General features: G+C 43.8%; 19 protein-coding genes. 15 read left to right on the top strand and 4 right to left on the bottom strand.

From position 1 onward, the window contains the following. Positions 1–2 precede the first annotated feature (2 nt). The 7 genes from AB0763_RS13800 (at position 3) to AB0763_RS13770 (ending at position 8658) form a co-directional block, all read left to right on the top strand. The gene (locus AB0763_RS13800; RefSeq protein WP_306099768.1) at positions 3–500 is read left to right on the top strand and encodes a TadE/TadG family type IV pilus assembly protein; all 498 of its coding nucleotides are present in this window, start codon (positions 3–5) and stop codon (positions 498–500) included. Continuing rightward, positions 490–1062 carry a tight adherence pilus pseudopilin TadF gene (gene tadF / locus AB0763_RS13795; RefSeq protein ID WP_368644158.1) on the top strand — a complete coding sequence of 191 codons (573 nt, stop codon included), beginning with the start codon at positions 490–492 and terminating at the stop codon, positions 1060–1062. Before AB0763_RS13800 ends, tadF begins: the two co-directional genes overlap by 11 nt. A 1-nt stretch (position 1063) precedes the next feature. After that, the gene (locus AB0763_RS13790) at positions 1064–2770 is read left to right on the top strand and encodes a TadE/TadG family type IV pilus assembly protein (protein ID WP_306099766.1); all 1707 of its coding nucleotides are present in this window, start codon (positions 1064–1066) and stop codon (positions 2768–2770) included. Between the two features lie 182 nt (positions 2771–2952). Beyond that, on the top strand, positions 2953–4557 hold the full coding sequence (locus tag AB0763_RS13785) for a pilus assembly protein TadG-related protein (protein WP_306099765.1): 1605 nt from the start codon (positions 2953–2955) through the stop codon (positions 4555–4557). Between the two features lie 25 nt (positions 4558–4582). Continuing rightward, the gene (locus tag AB0763_RS13780; protein ID WP_306099764.1) at positions 4583–5224 is read left to right on the top strand and encodes an OmpA family protein; all 642 of its coding nucleotides are present in this window, start codon (positions 4583–4585) and stop codon (positions 5222–5224) included. 190 nt (positions 5225–5414) lie between these two features. Beyond that, entirely contained in the window at positions 5415–6953 is a 1539-nt protein-coding gene (locus tag AB0763_RS13775) for a hypothetical protein (RefSeq protein WP_306099763.1), read from the top strand. A gap of 100 nt (positions 6954–7053) precedes the next feature. After that, positions 7054–8658: a hypothetical protein gene (locus tag AB0763_RS13770; protein WP_306099762.1), complete on the top strand. Its 1605-nt coding sequence runs from the start codon at positions 7054–7056 to the stop codon at positions 8656–8658. A gap of 25 nt (positions 8659–8683) precedes the next feature. Here the strand turns inward: AB0763_RS13770 and AB0763_RS13765 are convergent, their stop codons facing one another. The 4 genes from AB0763_RS13765 to AB0763_RS13750 all read right to left on the bottom strand — a co-directional run bounded on the left by AB0763_RS13765 (position 8684) and on the right by AB0763_RS13750 (position 12771). Next, complete coding sequence (locus AB0763_RS13765; RefSeq protein WP_306099761.1) at positions 8684–9556, bottom strand: DMT family transporter; 873 nt, start codon at positions 9554–9556, stop codon at positions 8684–8686. A gap of 114 nt (positions 9557–9670) precedes the next feature. After that, the gene (locus AB0763_RS13760) at positions 9671–10387 is read right to left on the bottom strand and encodes a phosphatase PAP2 family protein (protein WP_368644153.1); all 717 of its coding nucleotides are present in this window, start codon (positions 10385–10387) and stop codon (positions 9671–9673) included. Positions 10388–10840: 453 nt separating this feature from the next. Next, a complete protein-coding gene (locus tag AB0763_RS13755; RefSeq protein WP_306099759.1) occupies positions 10841–12097 on the bottom strand; it encodes a HAMP domain-containing sensor histidine kinase in 1257 nt (418 codons plus the stop codon). After that, positions 12094–12771 (bottom strand): response regulator transcription factor, encoded by a 678-nt coding sequence (locus AB0763_RS13750; protein ID WP_306099918.1) that lies wholly within the window; start codon positions 12769–12771, stop codon positions 12094–12096. The genes AB0763_RS13755 and AB0763_RS13750 overlap by 4 nt, the downstream gene beginning before the upstream one ends. 143 nt (positions 12772–12914) lie before the next feature. On the opposite strand from AB0763_RS13750, the gene AB0763_RS13745 reads away from it, so the two are divergent. From AB0763_RS13745 to AB0763_RS13710, 8 genes are all read left to right on the top strand, one after another. Continuing rightward, positions 12915–13970 (top strand): glycosyltransferase family 2 protein, encoded by a 1056-nt coding sequence (locus AB0763_RS13745; RefSeq protein ID WP_306099758.1) that lies wholly within the window; start codon positions 12915–12917, stop codon positions 13968–13970. Further along, a complete protein-coding gene (locus tag AB0763_RS13740) occupies positions 13967–15646 on the top strand; it encodes a glycosyltransferase family 39 protein (protein ID WP_306099757.1) in 1680 nt (559 codons plus the stop codon). The genes AB0763_RS13745 and AB0763_RS13740 overlap by 4 nt, the downstream gene beginning before the upstream one ends. After that, on the top strand, positions 15633–16094 hold the full coding sequence (locus tag AB0763_RS13735; RefSeq protein WP_306099756.1) for a GtrA family protein: 462 nt from the start codon (positions 15633–15635) through the stop codon (positions 16092–16094). Before AB0763_RS13740 ends, AB0763_RS13735 begins: the two co-directional genes overlap by 14 nt. A gap of 250 nt (positions 16095–16344) precedes the next feature. Then, positions 16345–16959 carry an alpha-ketoglutarate-dependent dioxygenase AlkB gene (locus AB0763_RS13730; protein ID WP_306099755.1) on the top strand — a complete coding sequence of 205 codons (615 nt, stop codon included), beginning with the start codon at positions 16345–16347 and terminating at the stop codon, positions 16957–16959. A gap of 143 nt (positions 16960–17102) precedes the next feature. Continuing rightward, positions 17103–20306, top strand: coding sequence for a DUF748 domain-containing protein (locus AB0763_RS13725; protein ID WP_306099754.1), 3204 nt, complete (start codon positions 17103–17105; stop codon positions 20304–20306). 265 nt (positions 20307–20571) lie between these two features. Further along, on the top strand, positions 20572–21492 hold the full coding sequence (locus tag AB0763_RS13720; protein ID WP_306099753.1) for a hypothetical protein: 921 nt from the start codon (positions 20572–20574) through the stop codon (positions 21490–21492). A 520-nt stretch (positions 21493–22012) separates the two neighbouring features. Then, complete coding sequence (locus AB0763_RS13715; RefSeq protein WP_306099752.1) at positions 22013–24355, top strand: ATP-dependent endonuclease; 2343 nt, start codon at positions 22013–22015, stop codon at positions 24353–24355. Further along, on the top strand, positions 24352–26226 hold the full coding sequence (locus AB0763_RS13710) for a UvrD-helicase domain-containing protein (RefSeq protein ID WP_306099751.1): 1875 nt from the start codon (positions 24352–24354) through the stop codon (positions 26224–26226). Before AB0763_RS13715 ends, AB0763_RS13710 begins: the two co-directional genes overlap by 4 nt. The last annotated feature ends 60 nt before the right edge of the window (positions 26227–26286 follow it).

The following is a 26286-nucleotide window of genomic DNA, read 5'->3' as shown; positions in this document are numbered from 1 at the left end:
CGATGAAGACACCATCAAAATTCAGACAATTGGGCGTCACCGCCGTCGAGTTTGCGCTGGGGGGGATGTCGCTGATTTTTATCACCTTGGCGGTGTTTGAAGCCAGTTATTATATTTATGTGATTGATATGGTTGAGTACTCTTTGCGAGAAACGGTGCGAGAAACCAAGGTGTCGCTCAGTGAATCGGAAGAGATAGAAGACATTAATCAAGATTACCAAAATACCTTTCAATCTTTGATCGAAGACGACAGTAATTTGTGGGGTTTTTTGATCGATTCCGATAAGTTTTCGTTCTCGGGCAAATATTATCAAACCTACGATAACTTTATTAATGACATTGGCAGTGATTATTTGAAACTTAATTACACCTACGATCTGGCGCAAATGACGGTGACTTACGATTATTCACCCATGGTGGCAGCCTTTGGTTGGCAAGACCGGACCATTTCTCGCACCATGGTGTTAAACCTTGAGCATCAAGGGTGGGATGATGAATAAGTACACTCAAGGCCCATATGGCCTCCCTTTGACTCAAGGTTGGCGACGCCAAGATGGCAGCTTTGCTATCGAACTGGCCTTTGTGCTATTCGGTTTGTGCGCCATTTTTATGTTCGGTACCGATTTGAGTAAACAGCTATTGATCCGCGCCAGCTTGGATCGCACCAGTTTTTCTTTGGTCAATGTGCTCAAAGAGCGCACTCGCTATTACGATGGTGAGGTCAGTTCAGAGACCAACCTGATTGTTACGGCATCAAATTTATCAGATATGCAGACCGTTGGGGCTCGTTTGCTAGACATGAGCAGTGATGACGTGGCGATTCAGATTCAATCTATGGTGGATGGAACCGTGACCACGCTGCACAGTGACCAATTCGATCAATATGGTTGTGTCACCGACGATTTTTCGGATTACAGTGATTTGGTTCCCGAAGATGACGGTACGGTGTATCCACTGTATCGGGTGTCATTGTGTGAGCAATTTGATTCTTGGTTTTTGGCTTTTTTAGGCGATGATGACACCAATACCATTTTGTCATCCTCGATTATTGTTGGGCGTTAAGATGAAAAGGCAGTCAGGGTTGTTGCATTCAAAGGTTATCGCGAAGCACCGCCAATTGGGGGTGGCTGGGATTTGGGCGGCGCTCACCTTGGTGCCAGTGATGGGCTTTACTTTTTTAGCGGTCGAAGGCACACGCTATGTGCAAGAGTCCAGCCGCCTAAAAGATTCTGCCGAAGCGGCGGCCTTGGCGGTCACCATCCAAGATAATGATGTGGATGATGCGGATGTGATGGCGGAGAAGTATGTCAAAGCCTATGTACGGGATATTGCTTCTGATACCGTGACGTCAACACGTACTTATGACGATGACGAGGGGTACGTTCAGTATGACGTGACCGCCACCACCACGCACGATTCTTGGTTTGCCAGTAATTTTATTCCTTCTTTTAATGATACCCAAACCTTGGTGAGTGAGAGCACCGCCAAGAAATACTTTACTTACGCAGATAAAAATATTGATGTCGTCTTTGTGGCAGACTTCTCCGGTTCAATGAATTGGGAGTGGGGAGAATCAGAGGCAAATGGGTGTAGTCGTGATTTATCATGTAAAATAGACACACTTAAAGACGCTATCGCAACCGTATCAGAGTCCATCTTGTGTAATGAAGTTTCAAGTGATGGTTTAACTTGCAATGATTCTGATGTAGACATAGTGGCTAATAAGCTAGATAACCGTGTTGGTATTGTTCCTTTTAATTTACGTACAAGAGAAAAAGGAACAAGTGGTAATACCTATGCAGTAAGTCAACTAAGGTACACGACTAGTTATGAGAATGTTGATTGGACATATTGGGCTGGTGAATCTTACGATACGATGCTTGACTGCTATGAAAAACAAAATAAATGCAGTAACAAAACGGAACACACGAAGAACGAGTTACATCAACAAGCCTCTACAGTCAATTCGGTCTTAAAATCCGACTCGAATAAGTTCTACAAATATAAGAATAAACAATACTATTATCTACTTCCTGATAGTTTGGATTATATTGACTTTTCCGATACTGTTGATGACATGTTTACCTCAAAGTTTTCTGGTTCATATGAAACTTTCTTTGATGTCTCAGATATTGAATTGTTTAGTGATGATTATTCTCAGTCTTACCCGTATTATTATAACTCATTTAATGCATACTTTGGTGATGATAATGAACAATTCTACAATATTGAATTGACTAACAGCTTATCGAAAATTACTAATAACATTACTGAAGACATGAATGACTATTATAAGAAAACCGCGTCATCAGGTATCTATTCAATGGATTCTGATGGCAGTACAGCAGTTTTTCAAGGAATGTTACGAGGCTTTCAGATTCTCAACGATGGTAAACCTGATAATCCAACTGATGAAGAAACAGAAACCTACAACGATAAAGTGAAAATACTCTTGATTGTTACTGATGGGCAAGAGTCTCCAGATTTTGGAACATTTGAACAATTAGTTTCGTCGGGAATGTGCGAAACCGCTGACAGCGAAATAACGAATTTATATATAGGTATTGTAGGCGTGTCTTTTAACATAGAGAAAACCGATACGTCATTATATAATTCGTATTTAGATTGTATCAGCCAAATAAATGGAATTACCACAGAAGCAGCAGAAGACTTTATCTATGAAGCTGATGAGCCTGATGAACTCGTCGAATACATCGAAGAACTGATTGCCAAAGGCGCGAGTACCAGTGGCGTAACTACTCTGTACTAACGGTTGATGTAAATCATTTCTTTAACAAAAGATCAGTAATGGTCACAGTCTGACATGGTAAAGCGCGCAGATTGGCGATAAAAAACTAAAATTATAAATGCGAACTGGGTTTGAGTTGTGCTGAAAGCCCATTTAATGATTCCGCCATAGCGAAAAGCGTGGTCTAACGTGGGACAGTGTTTATGACAAGGTTAAATCGACATTTTGTGCGAAAGTCGCGTAAGACAGCCCAACAAGGGGTTGCTGGAATTTGGGCGGCGTTAACCCTGGTTCCTGTGATGGGATTTACCTTTTTAGCGGTTGAAGGCACGCGCTATATTCAAGAGTCGAGCCGGTTAAAAGACGCGGCGGAAGCGGCCGCACTCGCCATGACCATAGAAGATACGGGCGAGTCCAGTGCTGAGTTGATGGCGGAAAAGTACATCGATGCTTATGTGCGAGACGTTATTGCTCATACCATCACCACGAGGCGGACAGAAAACGATGAAGATCAGTCGATACAATACGATGTTAATGCCACCACTACGCACAATTCGTGGTTTGCCAGTAACTTTATTCCCTCGTTTGGCAATACTCAAAACCTAGTTAGTGAGAGTACGGCGCGAAAATATTATTCATTTGCCAACAAAAATATTGATATCGTTTTTGTTTCAGATTTTTCGGGCTCAATGACCTGGGAGTGGGGCAGCAATCGTTCTAACAATTGCAGCCGTCGCTCTAATTGTAAAATCGATGATTTGCAGCAAGCGATCACAGACTTAGCCGGAGAAGTGTTGTGTGCGAATGTCAGTCGTGATGGCAGCACCTGTGAAGACGATGATGCCGATTTAGTCGCCGATAAACTGCAAAATCGTGTTGGCGTGGTTCCGTTTAATGTGCGCACTCGCGAAACCTGCACCGACAGTTCGTTTTGTGATATTGGCACTACCTATGCGGTGACGCAATTAAGGTATTTAACCAATAAAAACGCGTTACTCTCGACGACCAATTACGAACAAGTCGACTGGGATTTTTGGCGTCAGTTTTCGGCCAGTACCGTGTATCGTTGTACGATAAATTATTACAGTGATTGTTTTGTGGGTTCAACTTATTGGCTACAGGCGTTGCGGGTCATCGACGTGTTAGGAATTACCTCTTTGTATTCTGGAGGCAGTTCTTACCCCGATCAAAACGAGTACGTTGATTTTGAGACCACAGTCAGTGACTTGTTTAACAACAAATTTAACTCGAGTTACCAAACGTTTTATGATGTCGATGATGTTGAACTGTTTAGTGGCTTTGGTGATGATGACTACGATCAGTTTTACAATATTGAATTAACCAATTCACTGACGGCGATTGATGCCATTAATGATATGGAAGCGGCGGGCAGTACCGCAGTATACCAAGGCATCATACGCGGTTTACAGGTTCTCAATGCAGGGCACCCGGGTGATAATGCGACAGAAGACGAAGCGTTGGCTTACTCGGAAAAAGTCAAAATGCTGCTTATCGTAACCGATGGTGAAGAGTCACCGAATAACAGTATTTTTGTCGACCTGGTTGACAGTGGCGTATGCGATGCCGCTAGGGTTGCCATTCCGGGCTTATACATCGGCGTGATTGGCGTTGACTTTGAGCCAGGTGGCAGTTTGTATCAAGCGTATGTTGATTGTGCGAGCTCTGGTGAAGGGGATGATGGGGCAGATCATATTTATGTCGCCACCAGTTCAGAACAATTGGTCGAATACATAGAAGAACTGATTGCCAAAGGCGCTGCGTCAAGTGGGCGTACGGCACTATATTAATACAGCGTTAAGTTAAGGAATTATAATGAACAGAGTAACCTGGATGGTGGCTGCAATCTTGTTTGGTGCCAGTTTTACTACTCAAGCGGCCAGCAGTCATTTTTATTGCGCTGCACCGTCAGAAAAGGTCAAAGCAGGGATTGGCAGTGAAATCTATTACACGGTGACCATGGGCAAAGCGTATCGTATCACGTCTCACCAACAGGGCGCTTTTCAGCCTCAGCAGCCCATTCGCGGTGATGTGTTTGAAGACCAGGTCCTCGCCAATGCTTCTTCACGCTGGGTGAGCAATGCCGATGATTGTTTGTCGATTATTTCCGATGACGAACAATTTGTGGCGAAACAAAAGATCTACTTTGAATTTGATCAATCGACGCTCTCACCAATGGCCAAAGAGGCATTGCGAGACAAAGCGGTCGAGTTAAAACAAGAAAGCAAGTCGGTACTCTTGGTTGGCAATACGGACAGCAAAGGCAGTGACAATTACAACCAAAAGCTGGGCCTTAAACGCGCGATTAGTACCGTGGATGTGTTGCTCAACAATGGGGTTAGCCAACAGCAAGCCAGTATCGAGACCGTTGGCGAAAGTCAGCCTGTGGCGACCAACCTCACGGATGTTGGCCGTTCAAAAAACCGCCGGGTCGAGTTTATTGAGCTTTCGCAATAGCGTGCCAAGCGGATTTAGTCGACTTGTTTGAAAGCAAAATCGTCATTTTTTGAATTAAGTCGACTTTGAACCCTGATCACACAAGGAAACGATAGTGACATCAGTTGGAATTTTGTTAGACTATTTCTTTATATAACAATTTATTAGTGCGTACCGATTTCAGGAATGTTTAGCCTAGGACGGATCAAAAGTGAATTTTAATTTAAAAAATGTATCAGTCGTTATTTCTGCCTTTTTTTTGAGCAGTTATTCAGGCTATCTTTCTGCGGCTGATCTGCTCAATGCCAACGAACAGCAGCAACTGAACCAAATTAACCAAGCTTATCAGAGCCAATATCAAGCAACGCGCATCGACGACAAGAACAATCAGTTAAACGAGCTGAATGCCAATGTTGAATCGGCGAAAATCAAGTTGGTCAACAACTTCGATATTGTTAGTACCGACACGCAGGCGCTGCAAAGTAAGATCCAACAAGGTGAGTTTGACCAGCAACTCTCTGAACACTTGCGACAGGTCGCGCAAACCATTGCTAACCTCAAGCAACAAGTGAGCAGTTCTTTAGCACAAATTGATGTTTTAGAACGTGAAATCTCTGACAGCCGCTCTGAAATTATTCAGCTTGATCGCACCAAAAGTGATGCGTTAGTGGAACTTTATGACGACATCAAACAGCGCTATATTCGCAGTGCTCAACAAGTCTATAACGATGATTATCAAGGGCAACTGCAGTGTGATGTTACTGAGAGTATTTCTGTGTGTGTCAATCGCAACCTATCTTCGATGCGCAATGCCTTTATGCTCAGCAAAGGGGGCTTAGATCGGGTTAAGTTGACTCAATTTAAAGTGGTCGACGCGACGCAAAAGCTCAGCGGTGATTTGGTGTATTCGGTGAGTGCCAGTTATCAACTCGTGTACAGCCCTAACATTGAAATGGAACTGCGCAAAACACTAGGCCTGGATAAAATCCGCTTTGTGTTACGCTCGAATTCGAGTGATACGGTATTTTACATTGGCGATGAGCGAATCGGCAGTGGTGAAACGGTCAATGTGTCTGGTGACTATGTAGGCTTGTACAATGTTAAAGCGGTCAATAACGGCAAAGTGCAATCCTTGCGTTTAACGCTTGAAAACGATGGTGACTACTATTTTCCCTTTTCAAACCCAGGTCATAGTAAGTCGAGTGCTACCACAGCAAAGAGGACAAACGTCACTCAGTCTGAGCGTAAAGCGCGACCAGTGACGTCAAAAACCTCTGGCAGTTCGACTACCGCTGCAGTAACACACAGCCAGCCCAAAACCGTTCAGATTCAACCCACTCATGTTGATCAATCTGGGAAAGTGATTGAGCCAGAACCGGTTGTGACGACGTCTGCTACTCAGCAAGACGCCGAGAAGTCGGCAAGCGTTAAGCCTTTGTCTGGCTCGTACAGCAACCAAGTTTTATATAAAGATCCGTCATTTACTTTTATTTTACCTCAGTCTAGCAATGCTGACGGTAAAACCCCGGCAGCGCTGAGTTTTGCTCAAGCCAAGCAGTATTGCGAGGAAAAGTTGTCATCGCGTTTGTTGTCAAAAGCAGGCTTTCAGTACATCAACCTTTATGTCGATATTCCTCAAGGTAACTACTGGATGTCCGATGGCAAGTTGTACTCGTCAGAGCGACACGATGAGGTCGCCAAAGACAGTAACAATAACCAATTTGTTTGTATGGTTAATTTGACCAAATAGTATTATATGACAATTGTTAATCAAAACATTTCATCGATAAAATAAAAATGCCGCATACAGCGGCATTTTTATTTTATTAATAAATAGAAAGATAAAGTTTATGCTAGTAATGGGATTTTTTAAGCGCCATTTTTATATTTTGTTAATTGTTTTCTTTTTTGTTCATACACTAGCAAGCCAAGAGCATTATTTTCTTCATAGTGATGTGTCTTTTTTATCTCAGTTAGTAGGGAATTCAGAATATAGAGATTTTTATCAATATTTTTATGAAGTCAATCCTCCGCTGATTGCTTATATTTATCATTTATTTCAACTTCCAACTCAATTGGGCATAATTGATCCTGTTCATTCATTACGCATCAGTATGTTGTTTTACTTGATGTTCATTATTATTTTATTAAATGTAATGCTGAAAAGGGTTCATTTAAATAATCGAAAAACTGTACTGGTTGCAGTATCGTTTGCTTTTCTCTTTGTATTACCAGTTGACTTTTTACAACGTGAGCATTTTATATTCACCGGATGTTTTCTTTATGTTGTAGTGATAGTGGCAAGAATAGAAGAGGTAAAGCTATCAAGGCTGATTAAGTGCTTAGCGATTTTTATTTGGTCACTGTCTATATGTCTTAAGCCACAATATCTCATGGTGCATATTGTGATTGAATGGTATTACATTCGTTCTGCTTATCTGATTAGTAGTGAAACTTGTATTAGAAAAAAATTGTGCTCAAGTCTTTTACTGATGTTACGGTGGGAGAACTTGTTATTAGTCTTAATTGGTATCAGTTATGTAACGATTGTAATACTCTACTTTCCTGCGTATTTTGATAAAGTTGTTCCGCTCGCTCGGGAGAATTATAGCGGGTACTTTAAGCCAATAAGTTCTTTGTTAGTTATGTGTGGTTTTGTTTTAGCTTGTACTTTACCAATTATTTTTTTTCTACGGAAACATACCATAAATAGTTTTAATAAAGTATTAGAGATAGTGTTTTATTCCTCTCTGTTGGTTTATGTAATGGGGCAGGCAGGTTTTTCTTATCATCTATTCTTGGCGTTTGGTATTGGTGTTTATTTTTTAATATTATGTATCATCGGGCAACTTGATAAGAGAAAGTTTAACTTTGTTTATACCATCTTTTTACTTTTTGTTTTTTGCGTTTATCAATACGCTTCAGTCATTAATATTCATCCTGTGAACTATAAAAATTCTTTTTTTGAGTTTAATGGTAAAACTGAAAAGCCAGTTTATCCCTTATTTGTTGAAAGTCAAAAAGTCTATTTGCCATTGTATGAGTCATTAGAAGAAATAACTAAACCTGGAGACAAAGTAATGTCTTTCAATGCTCAGATGGCACCATTTAATTTTTTGCGATCACACCTAAATCTGAAATGGGTTAGCCAGTTTCCGACATTATGGCCACTACCGATACTATTGAAACACCCAAATGATAGCCATAGTATTAGTGATTTAGACTTTATTCGTTCTATTCTGGTCTCAGATATTGAAATTATGAACCCGAATGTGATTTTGATTGATAATTCTAAAAAAATTAGTAGATTACCAAGTGGGTTTGATTTTTACGACTTTATGAATGTTAACCCGAAGTTCTCAGAAGCCATGAAAAAATATGAGAAATTAGACTCATTTATTTACGGTAAAGAAATTAAGATTGATATTTATGTAAAAAATAACCGCAATAATTAATAGTCTTTACAATCATAGCGTTAGATTAAGATTGTTTCTTCGCCACCAACACACACATTAAGCCACCTAAGATCCACACGCTCGCAATGACCAAACGCAGGGTTAATGCCTCACCAGCAAACAGGACACCGCCAAACGTGGCGATGACTGGGACAAATAACTGAACCACACCAGCTTGCATGGTGGTGATCTTACCCAATACTTGATACCACAGTGCGTAACCACAACCGGAAGCTAGTGCGCCTGAGGCTATGGCCAGTAAAACACCACGGGTTGTTAACGTTGGTGTTGATAGTACAAAGACCGTGAGCGCAATGACAACGGCAAAAGGAATCGCTCTAAAGAAATTATAGGCTGTTTCTGATGTGGGTTGCGTAGCTTTTTTACCCGCTAAGGTATAAAGCCCCCAGGCGATACCTGACAGTGTCATTAATACAAAACCAATCCCAGAAGGGGTGGTGAGGTTGGGCGCTATCAAGTAGACAAAGCCAGAGAAGGCCAGTACAAGGCCAAACCATTCAATCGCCTGGAAGCGTGCCCCTTGCCATAAACTGACACTGATCATCGTCATTTGCACCGCTGCGAACAGCACTAAAGCGCCAATCCCGGTGTCGAGTGATAAATAAGCATACGAAAATGCGACCGCATAGGTGGTTAGCATTGCCGCCGATAACCATTTTCCTTTTGACATCGCTGCCAAGGTGCTTTTAACACTATGGCGATGAGAACGTCGACTGAATTGCAGAATAAGCAAAAGGGTCGCCGCCCCAGACAGCAGTCGAATAGCGGTAAAGCTGCCCGCATCAATAGCCTGGTCTTGAAGTGCCAACCTTGCCAGCACCGAGTTAGCGGCAAACATGATTAGGGTGAGCAGTGTGAGCAGTAAAGTACTTAACATTATCTTCATCAATGGATGTGTGTATGTGACTAGCATAATGGCAATTGGGCTAACTTGTCACGGCAGTAAGGTTATGAGTTATAACTTTATTGCCGTGACAGCGAAAGTCTGTGTTTAAAGAGGACTTTGCTCACTGGCAGGGGGTAGTGTTTGAGGGGCTTTCCTCGTTAAGCATTTGTCAACCATGGTCCAAATGATCAACGTCAGCACCAGTGCGACCATCCCATCTGTCGCATAGTGCCAACCAAGGTGTATCGAGCCGATATAGATAATGGCGGCAAAGGCCCAAGCACAGTAACCTAATCCTTTGTGACGTTGTGAAACGGCAAGAGCAATTAATATCGCCATCGAGTTATGCATGCTTGGCATGGCAGAGATACCCGCACCAAAGCCACTTTCACTGTTGTTGTAAACATCCCAAAGCATGTTCTGAGTGTTTAGTGACCAAAGTTCAAGCCAGCCGTTATCGATCAAATATTGGTTTTGTTCTTGAAGTAATGCCATTAAACCTTGATAAGCTGGATTTTGTGGATGCAAGTAATCATAAAAACAAGGACCCACAGAAGACATCAATGTGGCAAATACATTGCCATTGATAAACCAGGTTAAAAAGAAGACTAAGAAAACTTGTTTTTTCCAATTGGATTCTTTGCTTAATATCAGATAAGCAACAAAAAATAACACATAGAAAAACCATAAATTATAAATGACATTGATGACCATGGTGGCAAAAGGGGATGAAAACAGCCAATGGGTAATTCGCCATGGCTCTGAACCAGCAAAAAGCCACTGATCAATGTGATGTAATGGCAGATCGAGATAAAAGGGCATGACCAGAGGTATGGCTTGCTTGAGGTTAGTGTAAATAGCCCCATTGATTGCAACGCAGAAAACCAAAGCGATTATGTTACCTAGCCGAGACCAATCGATTATAAACGGCTGTATTAACCTAACATAAGCCTTGATTGGGTGTGGCTCTTTTCGATACAAGAGTACAAAAAAATAGATCGCAAACGATAAAGCGAAAAATAGGCCAAAGATTCGAGTTAATCGCAAAAGAACTGAGCCAATTGCTAATGGTGTGCTCAATCCGATCGTTACAGCGCAGGCTTGATAAAATAAAAACAGTATTACGGTGAGTCCATAAACTTCTCTATTCAGCTTTAGAGGAGAGAATAACTTAGCAAAAATTGAAAACACAATGAAAAGCCAAAAAATTAAAGGTTTCTAAGGTTCGCAAACCGTACTCTGTATTTCAAGGATTTATTTCAAGCCGTTATTCCCCTAAAAGCGAATTTTTGCCCGACAGCCGCCATTTGAGTTATTGAGTAATTCAAATTGCCATTCGAAGCGTTGACAAAGGGTACTGATGATATCTAAGCCCAAACCATGACCTTGTGGTGATGGGGAGTGACCTAAGCCGCCCCCTTGATCTATTACAATGAGAGCACGATCTTGCAGGGACACGGTTATTTCACTGCTTTTCGGTGAGGCGGCAATCGCGTTACGCAGTATATTGCCAATCAGAATGGCCATCATCGCCGGCTCTGCCGCAATCATGGGTTCACCTTCGGCGAAAACCTTAATCGTGATGGATTTGTCGTCAGCTTGGGCCTGATTGTTATTGATAATCTCCTGTAGCTCTGCGGTATTAAAGCTTCGTTTTTGAGGATCGGACTCTTTCTCGTATCGCACTAAGCTCAACAGCGCATCGATCATGGTTTGCATGTCATTCGCGGCACTCCCAATCCGTTTGATCTGTTTGGTGCGAAATGCCTCATTGACATTGGTATTTAACAGTAGCGATTGAGAGCCGCGAATGACCGATAATGGTGTGCGTAATTCATGACTGGCATAACGAGCAAAATCTTGCTCACTTTTTAATAAGCGCGATAACTCAAGCTGGTTGTTATTGAGTTTATCAATTAAAGATTGAAACTCAATGACCGAGCCGGGAGGCAATTGATAGCAATAATCGGTTTCTCCTTTGGTGGCTTCGATTTGTTGTGTGATGTGTTCGAGTGGTTCGATTAAGCGCTGAGACAGGCGATAAATGATGTAACCAAACACCAAAAATAAGCCAAAAACACTCATCATGACATAGAGAATTGTCATGGTAATTTCTTTGCTGCTAAATTCCACTTGATCGATTTTGCTCAATAGCACTAAGGGGTAGGATTGGCCGTGATCAAAATAATAGGATAAGTAAACCATCCGCGAATGCCCTTCTGGGCCCGTTTCTCCTACAAAGGTTTGCCGCTTGGCTAGCAAAGTGCGAAAGGGTTCTGGCACCAATTGTAAATCGTTATAGGCGTCGGTCAGGCTGTCGAGCTTGATATGCCCCTGCCGATGTTCCTGTGTGTACAGTTGTAAAGCGGTTTGACTGTCAATATGAATTCGTCGTTCGCCCATTCGGTCTTCGGACCACTGTAAGGCACTAAAAATCGAGTAAATGATCAGAGCGCCAATAGCGAAAGAAAGCAGAGCAAAACTGGTGATCAGTCGGCCAATAAGAGATTTGGTGCTTTTAGTAAAGATCATGACTGTTTTTCCAATCGAAAGCCGACTTTAGGAACGGTGACCAACATTGCGTGTTCAAAGGGCTTGTCGAGAGCATTGCGCAACTGGTAAATATGACTGCGCAGAGCTGAGGTCTCTGCTTCGTCGTCGGGCCAAAGGGTATCGATGATGGTCTGTTTACTGACGACATTCGGAGCGCACTGACATAATAGTTCGAGGATCTTATAGGTGGTTGGGTTTAAAGGAAGTTTGTACTGACCGCGAAACGCACGTCTTTCTTTGGTGTAAATGGTCAACTCGCCAAACTGCAATTGCGTTAGCGCCACTGAGCCTCGATACCGTTTGTATAACGCCTGCAGTCGAACGAGCAAAATATCGAGATCAAACGGCTTAGCCAAGTAGTCATCCGCGCCCTGTGAAAAGCCTTTTAACATATCCTCTTTGCCATCGAGTGCTGTTAGCATCAGTACAGGCGTCGCGATTCCCGCTTGACGAAGGCGTTCGCATACTTCAAACCCGTTCATTCTTGGCAGCATGAGATCGAGGATAATCACATCAAAATCGGTCTGCTTAGCTAACTCTAATCCCAACTCGCCGTTATCCGCGTAATCGGCTTCGATATGTTGTGATTCACAAAAGTCACATAGGATGCCGGCGACTTGGCGGTTGTCTTCGATAATGAGTACTTTTTTCATGCGGCTTGGCTTAGTCAATCGGGCTTTGAGAGTGTCATAGTATGGCATAGAAGAGCACATCCGCCGTGAAAAAAATGTCAACGACCTTTTGTCGATGGCACGTCGAGTAGTCTGATGCCATTGTTAAAAATGATGAACTCGCTATGAACTCAACTCAGACCAATGTAGTGGATATCCACCATCCCGTGACCGTTTCAGTCATTGTGCCTTACTTTAATGAACAAGCGGTATTAGAAATCTTTCATCAACGCTTGCTTAAGGCGATCAAAGACATTAGTGAAACCTTTGAAGTCATCTATATCGATGATGGCAGCGACGATTCGAGTTTATCGATTGTCGAAAGCCTGCCGCCATCCTCTGTTGTTATTCGTTCCATTGCCTTAAGCCGCAATTTTGGTAAAGAAGCGGCAATGAGTGCGGGGCTTGCTGTCTGCCAAGGTCAGTGTGCAATTATTATTGATGCCGACTTACAAGATCCCCCAGAGTCGATCCCTCTCATGATGGATAAATGGCGTCAGGGGTTTGATGTGGTCAATATGGTACGCCGTAAACGCGACGGTGAAACCTGGTTTAAAACCTTTAGTGCCAAGTGCTTCTACAAACTTATCAACGCGATTTCCTCAACGCCAATGGTGGAAAATGTTGGCGATTTTCGTTTGATCAGTCGCCCTATCATTGATCAATTAAACCAATTACCAGAAAAAAACCGTTACATGAAAGGGCTGTTTTCTTGGCCTGGTTTTAATCATTGTCAGGTTTATTTTGATCGCGATTCGCGAGTAATGGGGCACAGTAAATGGGGATACGTAAAGTTACTGGCTTTGGCGATGGATGGGATAACCGCTTTTTCAACCGCACCATTGAGAATGGCAAGCATCGTTGGTGCTTTATGTGTGATGTCGACAATAGTGGTATTCACTCGTCTGACGATTCTTAGCGCATGGTATGGCGAAACAATCAGTGCGCTCTCTTGGCTTAGCGCGCTTGGTTTACTCTTGTTCGGTTTTACTTTTTTATTTTTAGGTTTAATTGGTGAATACGTTGGCCGCACTTTGGTTGAAGCGCAAAATCGCCCCTTGTATGTGATTAAATCCGCCACTAAAAAGCCGCCTACCTATCAAACCCATAGCCCGTATGCCGATTCTGCAACGTCATCAGTCACAAGCCATCATACCAAGCAAGAGGAAAAAAGAGCATGAAGTTAGTGCGTTCTTCTCTTTGGTTAGGCCTAATTGCTGTTTGGCTTATCCGCCTGTTGAGCTTATCGGCATACCCATTAATGGACACGACCGAAGCTCGCTATGGTGAAATGGCGAGAATCATGGTTGAAACCGGAAATTGGATCACACCACAGTTTGACTATGGTGTTCCATTTTGGGGTAAGCCCCCCTTGTTTGCTTGGATGAGCGCACTGGGCATCAATACCTTGGGTGTGAATGAACTGGCGGTACGTTTCCCACACTGGTTATTGGGCCTTATCACGGTGGCTATGTTGGCTTGGTTCGCTCGCCGACAAGGGATCTCTGGTTTAAAAGCCGCGTTTGTTTTGTCTACAAGCGTCATCTTTACCATTGCCTCGGGGGCGGTGATGACGGATATGGCGTTAACCTTTTCACTGACATTAGCCATGATCGGTTTCTACCTTGCCTGGCATGAACATCGTCACTGGACTTATGTCGGCTTTATTGGTCTGGCCGTGGGGATGTTGGCGAAAGGCCCTTTAGTGATTGTTCTGATGGGGTTGGCAATCTTACCTTGGGTGGTGATCGTTTTTGGTTTTCGAACCGGGCTAAAGCGTCTTTTCACTGAGTTACCTCTGATCCGAGGAACCTTACTGATGCTCGTGATTTCAGTGCCTTGGTATGTATTGGCTGAGCGGGCCACCCCGGGGTTTTTGGATTACTTTATTGTCGGTGAACACATCAAACGCTTTTTAGTCAGTGGTTGGCAAGGGGATCTTTACGGAACCGCACACGAACGTTTGCGAGGGACCATCTGGCTCTATGCGTTGGCTGGTTTTATGCCTTGGTCATTGGTGCTTATTTATCGCCTGATGAATCCAAAGCGCTCTCGTCAATGGTGGCGGTTTTCGGCCGAGACCTTGTATTACGTCTTGTGGGGGATTGCTCCTATGGTTCTTTTTACTCTGGCGGGCAACATACTTCCAGCTTATGTTTTACCGGGGATCCCAGGTTTAGTGCTCTGGCTTTTAAGTCCGCCACGGACTCGAAAAACCAACGCTGACGAAAAATACACAGCGAAAGGGCTGTCGCAACATCACGCCAGTTTGCACAAGAAACCAATGGGTGAACGAACAAGTGGCAATATTGTGGCAAGCAACTTTGTGGGACACGCAACAAATACTGATATGCCGATGAGAGGTGCCTCACACTCAGGGGTCATCGTACCTTGTACATACCCGCAAACCAGCCACAATACATCGAGTTTCGCCCATGAGGGGGTTAAGACTTCTCGAGTTGAGCCGTTGTCGCAAGCGTATCAAAGTGTTGAACGACACCCCATTGCGGCAACCGGTAACCAACGTTGGTTAGCGATGGGCGGTTTTATTCCTCTTGCGTTAATTATCGCGGTGGTGGTGATCCAATTGGGCGCCGACGAAAAACGCAGCGATAAGGGCTTGTTGAACAAGGCACAGCATGACCTGCCGGTCTATTACGTTGGTAAGAGGCCGTTTTCAGGTCAGTTTTACAGTCGAGGTCAGGCTAGACTCGTCGATGAGGTCACACATTTCCCTGACAAATTTCAAATTATTGGCAAGCCCAAGCAGGTCTCACGTTGGGCAAATCAATCGGGTTGGCGCTGCCTACTCAACTGGCAAGGAAAAAGTTCAAGAGGTTTATATGTCTGCCAATAAAATGATGTTACTCAAACAACAAGTAAAAATAAAACAACAATATCAACGGTTTTTGTTAGTCGGTGCTTTGGGTTTTTGCTTTGATGCCTTGTTGTTTGCCTATTTAAATCACTTGCTCTTGTGGCCATTATTCACATCGCGGCTGGTGGCGTTTATCGCTGCGGTGCATTTTACTTGGTTGGGGAATCGATTTTATACCTTCCAATCTCAAGCCGGGTCGTGGTCTGGTCATCTTAAGGAGTGGGCGGCGTATGCCTTCAGTGCTTGTTTATCGGCGATACCGAATTTGTTGGTCTTTAAAGGGCTGGTGTCTCTGTTACCGTCGCAGCCTTTTTGGCAACTCGTCGCCTTGACACTGGGCGTGATTGCCGGCTGTTTGAGTAATTACACCTTAAATCGGCTGTGGGTGTTCAAACGCCGTCGACCGCTTCTCGTCACTCCTAAATAACGCCGAACCCTTTCTTTGTAACCGCTTACCCTGATGGCAAATAAGGTTGCGTATTTGCCATCAGGGTTTATTGACAACCGACTCTCTCTGGTTGGTATTATTGTTACCCGATGAATTGGACGCCTGAGATGATGTACCCCTGAATAGTGGCTAATCGCAACGACGCGAGCTCGGATAATCCTTGGCGAGCGTAGCCAGTGTCAGAGCAGCAAGATCTAGTGACAGAGCCTTTTTATGACCGGAGAGAGGAATGCAACCAGACTTATTCGCGCCAAGCGAGCCCTCGGGCAACAACCTTCTTCCTTACGATGGCGAAGCCCATTACCTAGAAACGCTTTTTAACGACCAAGAAAGCGCGCAATGGTTGGCGATACTCTCTGAGTCTATCCCTTGGCAGCGCGATCAGGTCACGATGTTTGGCAAAACCATCACTACCGACAGGCAAGTGGCGTGGTTTGGTACTCAACCGTATTTGTATCGCTACGCACAACACACCAAACAAGCCCAATTATGGACGCCCCCATTACTGGCGATCAAACAGCGAGTGGAACAAGTGACAGGCGAGTGCTTCGATACTTGTTTATTGAATTTCTACCAACACGGCGAGCAGGGGATGGGATGGCACAGCGACAATGAGCCCGAACTCAAGCGCGAAGGCGTGATCGTCTCCATCAGTTTTGGTGCAGAGCGAAAGTTTGTTTTTAAGCACAAAGCCACCAAACACAAGGTTGAGCTCTGGCTGGCGAATGGCAGTGCGCTGATCATGGGCGGCCCCATTCAGCAGTATTGGCTACACACTTTGCCCAAAACCAAAAAGGTCAACCAACCGCGGATAAACCTTACCTTTCGTCAGATGGCAAAATGAAGGCTGCAATGGCGAAAAGGTGAGCAATCTCTAATCTCTTGTCCGAACAAGGCCCGACCACAGTTAACCTCTACGCGGATTTATGCAATACTGATTCGATAATAATGCAGTTTCATTTTGAGCGGATACTAAGTGGCGTGGTGATGGAAGAAAACACAGTCGAACAAACCCAAAAAAACAGTGGTTGGCAAAGGTTTAAAAGCCAACCGTGGTGGATAAAATTAACGGCGTATTTGGTCCTGTTATACGCTGTGTTTTTACTTTTGGCTGGGGTGGTGCTCCCTGCCGCGGCGAAACATTATGCGCCGCCGTGGCTTAGCGATACCTTGGGCCGCCCCGTTGCGATCAGTGATGTTAAATTCAATCCGTTTTTGTGGCGCGCTCGCATCGACGGTTTTGTCATTGGTGAGGCACAAGAAAAGACACCAGGCGACGCGACCGAGACCGGTGTTTCTGCAGAGCAGGCGCTGTTCTCGTTTTCTCGTCTCGAAGTCGAACTGCAAGTGTGGCGTTCGCTATTGGATTTAACCCCGACCGTTGATCACATTTTCCTTCAACAGCCCCAAACCACCATTGCCCGTGTGAGTAACGAGCGCTTTAGTTTTAGCGATATCCTCGATCACTTAGCAAAACGCGCTGCGCAAAAAGAACCAGAACCCGAGCAAGAGCCGCAAGAAGAAAGCGGCATCCCAGCCTTGTTACTCAACCAATTGGTGATCAGTGACGGCGCGATTTATTATGACGATCAACCGACCGGCAGCGCCCTGAGCTATGACGATCTCAATTTTGCTATTAAAGATTTTAACACCCATTACTTAATCACAGAATCGACGCCATCGGCAGACTCGCTGGGCAACGATTATCAAGTGAACTTTGTGACCAACAAAACCGGTCAGGTGAGCCTCAAAGGGCAAGTACAACTTCAGCCGCTGAAACTCAACGGCCAAGTGGCACTTAACAAGATTGCCTTGACGCCTTTGTGGTCGTTTGTCAAAGCGCAAATTCCTGCCACTTTGTCTTCTGGCCAGTTGAATTTCACCAGTCGTTATCAAGTGTCACAAAAACAAGATCAGTTAGTTTGGCAAATCGATAAAACCCGTTTGTCGCTGTTGGATTTGGCGTTCTTACAAGGTGATGAGCAAAAGATCTCGTTGGGATCGCTTAAACTCGGCGATATTAAAGCCGATAGCCAAAGCCAAAAAGTCACCATCGATGGGTTAATGCTCGATAAACTTGACGTGAACGGCGCCTTTAAACAAGGCGAATTGGATTTAGTCTCTTTGTTTATGCCTAAAACCGACCAGGCTTCACCGGCGACCTCGTCAGCTAATTCACAGGTTGAGAAATCTGACGACGCTAAGGCCCAAGAGTCTAAAGCTCAAGTGGCTAATTCTGACAGTAACACCACTGCCGAGCCGGCTTGGCTGGTTGAACTCAAGCAGTTTAAGTTAACGCAAAGCAATATTCTGCTGCACGAGCAAACCATTGCCAAAGATATGGTTTGGCAAGTGTCTCCTCAAGTCACATTAACGGGTATTCGCAGCGATCTATCGAGCCCAATCGACTACCAGGTTTCGTTGGCGATGGCCGGGCAAAACCAGCAAGCGCCGCAAACGTTAAGTAGCCAACTGGAGGCAAAAGGGCAGGTGGCGCCACAGTTAGCTGGGGTTAAAGGCGATATCACCTTAAGTGAATGGGCATTACCTTGGTTACAAACCTATCTCGAGCCTTATGCGCACATCGCGGTGAAAGAGGGGCGACTCAATGCCAAACTTGCCCTCGATTGGCAGCAAGACAGTGGCGCGACCATCAAGGGCGAAACCAATATTGACGGCCTGAATGTCGTCGATACGCTGATGAATAAACCGCTGTTAAAATGGCAAGATTTGGCCTTGATCGGGTTAGATTTTGATCAACAGAAAAACCACCTCGCCGTTGATACCGTGGCGATTGATCAGCCGTACTTTACGTTGCAGATTGATCAACAGAAAAAAACCAACGTCAGTCAATTAGCAAAAACGACGTCGGCCACCCAAGCGGCCTCTCAAGATGAGTCGCACAGCGATGCACCGTCTCCTGTGGCCAATGATCCATCGTCAAGTACGGCACAGGCCAGCAGCGCACCTGCCTTTAGTTTTGATATCAATAACATCAAGATTATTGATGGGGCGACCGATTTTGCCGACTTATCATTGACGCCGAGCTTTGCCGCCAGTATTGAACTGTTAAACGGGGTGATTTCACCGGTCAGTTCTGAGCCAAGCAAAACCACTAAGATTGACTTGTCTGGTAAAATTGACCGCTATGCTCCTGTCAGTGTTACTGGCACGGTTAAACCCTTTAGCCCGACCCCAGAACTCGATATTGGTTTCTCAGTTGAAGGGGCGGAGCTGACGTCGGTGAGCCCGTACTCCGGGACATACATGGGCCGTTACATCGATAAAGGCTTATTGTCATTAGATGTACAATACTCATTGCAAGACAATCAGTTACGTGGTGAAAACCGCGTCGTGATCGATCAGTTAAAATTGGGTAAAGCGAGTAATTCTAAGCAGGCGCTGAACTTGCCTCTTGGCTTGGCGATTGCGTTGTTACAAGATCGCAATGGCGTGATTGATCTTGGCTTGCCGGTCAGTGGCGACCTCGACAGTCCAAGCTTTAGTGTTGGGGGGATCATTCTAAAAGCGCTTGGCAATGTGATCACCAAAGCCGTTACCGCGCCGTTCTCCTTTTTGGCGAACTTGGTTGGCAGTGATGAGCCATTAGACAAAGTGGCTTACCTAGCTGGCAGCAGCGAACTCACCCCTGATGCGGTCAAAAAGCTCGATACCTTGGCAGAAGCCTTGACCAAGCGTCCGAATTTAAATGTCGATGTTCAGGGGCAGTTAAATGAAAAAGAAGATGCTCGCAGCCTTGCCGAACAAAAAGCACAAGCGCTGTTATTAGCCCAGCCATTGGTGGTGATTTGGCCTGAAGACTTCTCGCCAAGTGAAATCGCCCAGCACGCCAACATCGCAGAGGCGTTGCAAACGGTTTATCAACAGCAAGTGGCTGACGACATTGATCAGCAGCGCCAGGGTATTATCGATCAAGCGACCCAACAAGGCCAAACTTTAACAGAGGAGCAGGTGAACACCTCTTTAGATATTCTTCTGTATCAAAAGTTGGTCAGTGCTCAATCGGTCAGCCAGCAAGAGATGGTGGCACTCGCGACAGCGCGTAGCCAGGCCGTGAAGCGTTATTTGGTCAATGAAAATAACATCAAATCGTCACGGGTGTTTATCGTGACTGGGCGTGGTAAAAAGAACAACAGTGCCGAGGCCAGTTTGAGTGTCAAAGCGCCGTAATCACGGACAGTCATCGAGATTAATTTAGCAAAAATGTAAGAGCAATGGCCCCGTATCCTTTCGTCGGATCACGGGGTTTTTTTTGCTATTTAGTCGGGAGAATTAATGGCAGTGTTAAATTGGAAATGCCCCGAAATGTGTTAGAACTGATGATCTCGCATTTCAGAAAGTTCTCCTTTGACTTAGTTTATCTAATTCTTCTAATATAAGACATATTTACTATCGCTTTGTCGGTAAAGTTAGGCTCGGTATAGGAAAGGATAAAATGAATTTAGGGGATGTAGCTAAAAGTCTTACGTCTTACGTCTATGAGAAAGCTACAAGTCCTTTTTTATGGATTTTTGCTGTATGTTTCTTTTTGGATCATTGGAATGATTTATTAGTTTTATTTTTTTCAGAAGACGATATTTATGCAAAGATTTCATACATTTCAAACAGTATTGAAATGTCAACTATCCTTAATAGCACTGAAAGTAGTTTTTACTATATATTGACTCCTCTGTTGTCAGCTCTGGTTATTTCTTTTTCTTACCCTCTGTTAAATATTTTTGCATCTGTATGTTATGACTTCTCTTTATATGCAAGAAACAATATCAGTTTTTATTTTGATTCAAAAAAATTCTTGAGCCGAAGTGATTCATTAGAACTAAAGGATGAGCGAACTGAACTAATAGAAACATTTACAAAGCAATTGCAAGATAATCAAAAACAACTACGTGAATCGCAGAAGCAATTTATGAACTCACAATCTAATTGTGCCGCCTTGTTTTGTGCTTTAGGTTTTTCAAAAGGATTTGAAAGCCTTTTACCCTATAGTGATTTGTTTAGTTCTTTCGTGGCAAAAACTGAGCAGCACCGAGACTTACTTATTGGACTTGGCGCATTAAATTCTCAACACAGTGGCGCTAGTAACGTTAAGGTATCTAATTTAATTACGGGTCTTGGTACTCTAGATTTTCTTCCGAGCTTGGAACATTTATCTGATGAGCAAATACTTAACGTTGTTATAGAGTTAGTAGAGAGTGGAGCTATCGTTCCAACATATAGAAGAGTAGGTGGAGGTAAAGATAAAGTAACAACCGACACAATCATCACACTAAGCCCAAATGGTCGAAGGTTCGTGCAATCTATGAATTTTATTCGTAATGGTAACTTTAGCGGTGCAGTAAATACTAGCCAGCAATGATTATTTTCTGCATCATTAGTTAGGGCACTATGCTAAGTGAACTTTCCATACTTAAAGTTATTCTTCTTTCGCAAATTTAAGTCCGGACTCTAAACAATTTCTGTCTATCAACGTGTCAGATTGACCTCGGCTATTTGGCACGAAATTGCCCCAAAGTGTGTTTAGCCAGTTTTTCACTACGTGATAAAAATGCTAGTTTCACCATACAAAAACTAATCATCTAACCTTCAATCATTAACCCCAAAAAAGCTATTCGTTACCTACTGTCAGGACATTGTTCACTCGTTCTCTGATGCGGTCTAGATCAGGTATTTCTTTATGCACTTTGTGGTGTATTATATCGGAAAAGTTAGACAGTGATGGTGTGTTGCGCGACGAGGTAAGAAGAGTAATACAAAAGAGTCTACTGAGATGGTAGCTATTCAATCTCTTACTCAAGCAGATAAACCAGCCAAAATGAAATTTAAAAGAAAGCGCCACAAACATGCGTTGAAATCCAATTAAGCTAGGGAATATAGCAATGAAAATTGCCCATATAGATATCCAAAACTTTCGGAAATTAAAGAATTGTCGTGTAGAGCTTGCAGAAGCTAATACTATTCTTGTTGGTGCGAATAATAGCGGTAAAACCTCAGCGATGGATGCGCTGATCATGTTTTTGAGGAAATCAAAACGGAAAGAGCTTTCTACTACCGACATCACTCTAGCTAATTGGAACAACATTGATCAAATCGGCGCTAACTGGGTAAGCACTGGAGAAGAACGACAACCCGATTTGACACAAGACATTTGGCGTGAGCAGTTTCCGTCGATTGATATTTGGTTGGACGTCGATGTGTCACAGATCCACTATGTCCGCCATCTTTTACCAAATCTGGATTGGGACGGGGGCTTACTGGGGGCTAGGTTGATTTTGGAACCTAAAGACCCTGAAGAACTATACAAAGCTTACGTGTCTGCACACTCGGCAGCTCAAGCCACTTTAGCATCTCGTAACGGCAAAAATGGTAATAACAACTCATCAGCTTTGACATTGTGGCCAACATCAATGCGAGATTTTTTGGACAGAAATCTCCAAAGCTATTTCACTGTCAATGCTTATGTACTAGACCCAAATTTAGCTAATCTAACGCAACCACAGCCCTTCAAAGAATACATGGAGGCAATGGAAAACGATCCGTTTGATGGTTTATTTAAAGTAGATATCATTAACGCACAACGTGGATTTTCAGATCCCAATTCAGGTGAAGGAAGCACTAATAGCGAACGACGTTTATCTGCTCAGCTCAGAAGCTACTTCGATAAGCACCTCAATCCGAATGAGCTGCCAGAAGAAAGCGATCTTGATGCCCTCGAAGCAATGGAGGCTGCCAGAGTCGCATTCGATGAAAAGTTGAAGAGTAGTTTCAGTAATGCGATAGGGGAGCTGGAGGGGCTTAACTACCCGGGTTTTAGTGACCCCCAGATTTTGCTCTCAAGCAAAGTAAATCCGTTGGAAGGCTTGAATCATGACTCAGCAGTTCAGTTCAACGTATTGCGCGATAACAGTACTTCTCAAGAGGGGTTTTGCTTACCGGAAAAATATAACGGACTCGGTTATCAAAACCTCATCTCAATGATCTTCAACCTCATCCGTTTCCGAGATGAATGGATGCGTGTAGGTAAAGCAGGCAAACGAGAAGAAAACAGTAGCAAGCGCATTGAACCTATTCACCTCATGTTGATTGAAGAACCTGAAGCTCACTTGCACGCACAAGTTCAACAAGTATTCATAAAGAAAGCTTACAGCGTTCTAAGAGCTCACTCAGATCTTGGAGGTAAAAAGCAGTTTTCTACTCAAATGGTGGTTAGCACGCACTCCAGCCATATTACTCACGAAACCGACTTCACTGGCTTGCGCTATTTCCGAAGAATCCCAGTTGCAACAGCCAGGGACGTACCCTGTGCCAGTGTTGTAAATATGTCAACGATATTTGGTATTGAGCGAAAAAAACAAGCAAATGGGCAAGATCCTGAAGAACAGAGAAGAAATGAAACTGCGCAGTTCGCAACACGCTATCTAAGAACAACACACTGCGATCTATTTTTCGCAGATGCCGCAATCCTGATAGAAGGACCTGCGGAACGAATGCTGGTGCCTCACTTCATCAAAAACCATTGCCCCGAACTTGATAAAAGCTACATCTCATTACTTGAGATAGGTGGTAGTCATGCTCACCGTTTGCGTCCGTTAATTGAAGCCTTGGGGATACCGACGCTGATCATTACCGACTTAGATTCTCTGGAAAAGGAAGATACTGGAGAAAAAAATGCTAAGGGTGAACCTAAGTTCAAGACAAATAAAGCTAGGCCCCAAATAGGTCAAAATCAATTAACTGGAAATGATACGCTAAAGACTTGGGCTCCGAGTACAACTGATTTGGATGAAGTAATTGGGGTTTCTTCAGAGAAGAAAACAGCAAGCTGTGGAAAGGTTCGGGTAGCTTACCCCTCCAAAATTATTGTTACTCTCCCCCCTGACAACAAGGGACTAACAGGATTTAGATCCGCTATTCCTTACACATTCGAGGATGCTTTGGTATTGGCCAACCTTCCAACCTTCCAGCGTATGACCCAGGTCACAGGCCTCACAAAGAAAATGGCTGATGCCACTAAGAAGGCATCCTTCGATGAGACCTGTGAAGACATGTTTAACGCACTGAATAAGAGTGCTAAAAAAGCAGAGATGGCTCTAGATCTACTCTATTTAGTGGATCTCAGCACTTTTCAACCACCATATTACATACGAGAAGGGCTATCATGGCTTAAAACAACACTTGAGGAGTTAGCTCACCCAAAATCGACTCAGGAGGTTGGTTCATGAAAGGCATTAATGTTGATGAGGTCATCTATAGTTGTCTTAATCTTGATGCCCCTAAGAGCTTTTTTCTATTTGCCGGAGCTGGCTCGGGAAAAACACGTTCATTGGTAGAAGTGCTAAAGCGATTTCGTGAGCAGAACATACATCGCTTACGAGTAAATGCTCAGCAAGTAGCGATCATTACATACACCAATGCAGCATGTGATGAAATCAAGCGTCGTTTGGAGTTTGATCCAAGCTTCAGTGTTTCAACAATTCATAGCTTCGCTTGGGAACTTATAAAACCTCACCCAAACGACATTAGAGGCATGCTCAAAGCCAGTCTTCAAACCGATATTAAAGAACTTGAAGAAGCTCAGCGTAAAGGACGCGAAGGTACAAAGGCAGCTGAAGACAGACGTCGACAGATCGCATCAAAACAAAGGCGACTGGGCTCACTTGATAGAGTTCGGAAGTTTTCATACAACCCCAACGGAGGTAATACGGGCAGCGACTCACTTAGCCATTCAGAAGTAATTGGTATGACCGCCGAACTCCTAACAAACAAGCCTCTCTTGCAACAGATCCTTATTCGCAAGTTTCCAATTTTACTTGTAGATGAGAGCCAGGACACCAAGAAAGAGCTGATTGAGGCACTCTTTGCTGTTCAAGCATCTCACAAAGAGCAGTTTTCAATGGGTCTATTTGGGGATGTAATGCAACGGATCTACAACGACGGCAAGGAGCATTTAGGTCAAGACTTACCTGATGACTGGCTGACTCCCAAGAAGGAATACAACTACCGTTGTCCACGGCGGGTTGTAAAGCTTATCAATAGAATTCGTGAGGATGTTGACCAAAACGTTCAACTACCGGCCAAAGACGCAGAGGGCTTTGTTCGTCTATTTATCGCAAATACCAAAGACGAAATTGATAAGGCGGTATTTGAAGAATCGATTTGCCAAGAAATGGCAAACATTACCGGAGACGAACTTTGGATAGAAGATAGAAAGAACAGGAAAACACTAACTTTAGAGCATCATATGGCTGCAAGGCGAGGGGGGTTTTCAAGCTTCTTTGACCCTCTGTATGCAATTGATAAGCTCAGGACTAGTTTACTTGATGGTACCCATGCTTGTATCACCCTTTTCTCAGGCCGAGTTCTACCACTTATCGATAACTTGAAGTCAGGGAATAAGTTTGCTGTTAGCCGAATCGTAAACAAATACTCCCCTCTTATCTCTGCTGAACATTTACAAGTCAGTAGTAACCCTAGAGCGGAACTGGATAAGGCCAAGCATGCTGTTGATTCACTCCACGGTTTGTGGGATGGAGCCTCAGAGCCTAGCCTGCACAGCATACTCAAAGAAATCCATCGTAGCGGACTATTTCCTTTACCAGAAACTTTAGCTGTTATCGCAACTAGAGATGAGGAAAAAGAGTATCAAGAGCCTGAGAGTGAACGTGATATCAATCCAACTATTGATGCGTGGGACAATGCTCTTAAAGCAAAGTTCAGCGAGTTTAAAGCTTACGTTCAGTATATTTCAGACGATTCAGAATTCGGCACCCATCAAGGTATCAAAGGGCTTGAGTTTCCCCGAGTTATGGTCGTACTAGATGATGAAGAGGCTCGTGGATTTTTATTCAGTTATGACAAACTATTTGGAGCTAAGCCTCTCTCAGAAACAGATCAGCGTAACCAAAGAGAAGGCAAAGAGACTGGAATTGATCGAACCAAAAGACTCTTTTATGTCACTTGCAGTCGAGCTGAAGAAAGCTTGGCTGTTATCGCCTATACAAACGAACCCGAAGAAGTAGCTAGGACAGCACTCCAGCAAGGTTGGTTTGACGAGGGGGAGATTATCCACCTTCCAAAAACTGTGTTGGAATAGTGAGTTAGGAGAAAATGGTGAACCAGAGAATAGGGTAGGCTTTGCTCACAGTGTTCAAGC

It is taken from the genome of Vibrio sp. HB236076 (assembly GCF_040957575.1).
Lineage (GTDB): Bacteria > Pseudomonadota > Gammaproteobacteria > Enterobacterales > Vibrionaceae > Vibrio.
The sequence above is the reverse complement of the archived record's forward strand: the minus strand, read 5'-3'. Positions and strand labels throughout refer to the sequence as shown.

What these genes read in the sequence shown, in the direction of transcription:
- AB0763_RS13800 (WP_306099768.1), top strand. Translation starts at nt 3, where the DNA reads ATGAAGACACCATCAAAATTCAGACAATTGGGCGTCACCGCCGTCGAG.
- tadF (WP_368644158.1), top strand. Translation starts at nt 490, where the DNA reads ATGATGAATAAGTACACTCAAGGCCCATATGGCCTCCCTTTGACTCAA.
- AB0763_RS13790 (WP_306099766.1), top strand. Translation starts at nt 1,064, where the DNA reads ATGAAAAGGCAGTCAGGGTTGTTGCATTCAAAGGTTATCGCGAAGCAC.
- AB0763_RS13785 (WP_306099765.1), top strand. Translation starts at nt 2,953, where the DNA reads ATGACAAGGTTAAATCGACATTTTGTGCGAAAGTCGCGTAAGACAGCC.
- AB0763_RS13780 (WP_306099764.1), top strand. Translation starts at nt 4,583, where the DNA reads ATGAACAGAGTAACCTGGATGGTGGCTGCAATCTTGTTTGGTGCCAGT.
- AB0763_RS13770 (WP_306099762.1), top strand. Translation starts at nt 7,054, where the DNA reads ATGCTAGTAATGGGATTTTTTAAGCGCCATTTTTATATTTTGTTAATT.
- AB0763_RS13765 (WP_306099761.1), bottom strand. Translation starts at nt 9,556, where the DNA reads ATGTTAAGTACTTTACTGCTCACACTGCTCACCCTAATCATGTTTGCC.
- AB0763_RS13760 (WP_368644153.1), bottom strand. Translation starts at nt 10,387, where the DNA reads ATGCCCTTTTATCTCGATCTGCCATTACATCACATTGATCAGTGGCTT.
- AB0763_RS13755 (WP_306099759.1), bottom strand. Translation starts at nt 12,097, where the DNA reads ATGATCTTTACTAAAAGCACCAAATCTCTTATTGGCCGACTGATCACC.
- AB0763_RS13750 (WP_306099918.1), bottom strand. Translation starts at nt 12,771, where the DNA reads ATGAAAAAAGTACTCATTATCGAAGACAACCGCCAAGTCGCCGGCATC.
- AB0763_RS13745 (WP_306099758.1), top strand. Translation starts at nt 12,915, where the DNA reads ATGAACTCAACTCAGACCAATGTAGTGGATATCCACCATCCCGTGACC.
- AB0763_RS13740 (WP_306099757.1), top strand. Translation starts at nt 13,967, where the DNA reads ATGAAGTTAGTGCGTTCTTCTCTTTGGTTAGGCCTAATTGCTGTTTGG.
- AB0763_RS13735 (WP_306099756.1), top strand. Translation starts at nt 15,633, where the DNA reads ATGTCTGCCAATAAAATGATGTTACTCAAACAACAAGTAAAAATAAAA.
- AB0763_RS13730 (WP_306099755.1), top strand. Translation starts at nt 16,345, where the DNA reads ATGCAACCAGACTTATTCGCGCCAAGCGAGCCCTCGGGCAACAACCTT.
- AB0763_RS13725 (WP_306099754.1), top strand. Translation starts at nt 17,103, where the DNA reads ATGGAAGAAAACACAGTCGAACAAACCCAAAAAAACAGTGGTTGGCAA.
- AB0763_RS13720 (WP_306099753.1), top strand. Translation starts at nt 20,572, where the DNA reads ATGAATTTAGGGGATGTAGCTAAAAGTCTTACGTCTTACGTCTATGAG.
- AB0763_RS13715 (WP_306099752.1), top strand. Translation starts at nt 22,013, where the DNA reads ATGAAAATTGCCCATATAGATATCCAAAACTTTCGGAAATTAAAGAAT.
- AB0763_RS13710 (WP_306099751.1), top strand. Translation starts at nt 24,352, where the DNA reads ATGAAAGGCATTAATGTTGATGAGGTCATCTATAGTTGTCTTAATCTT.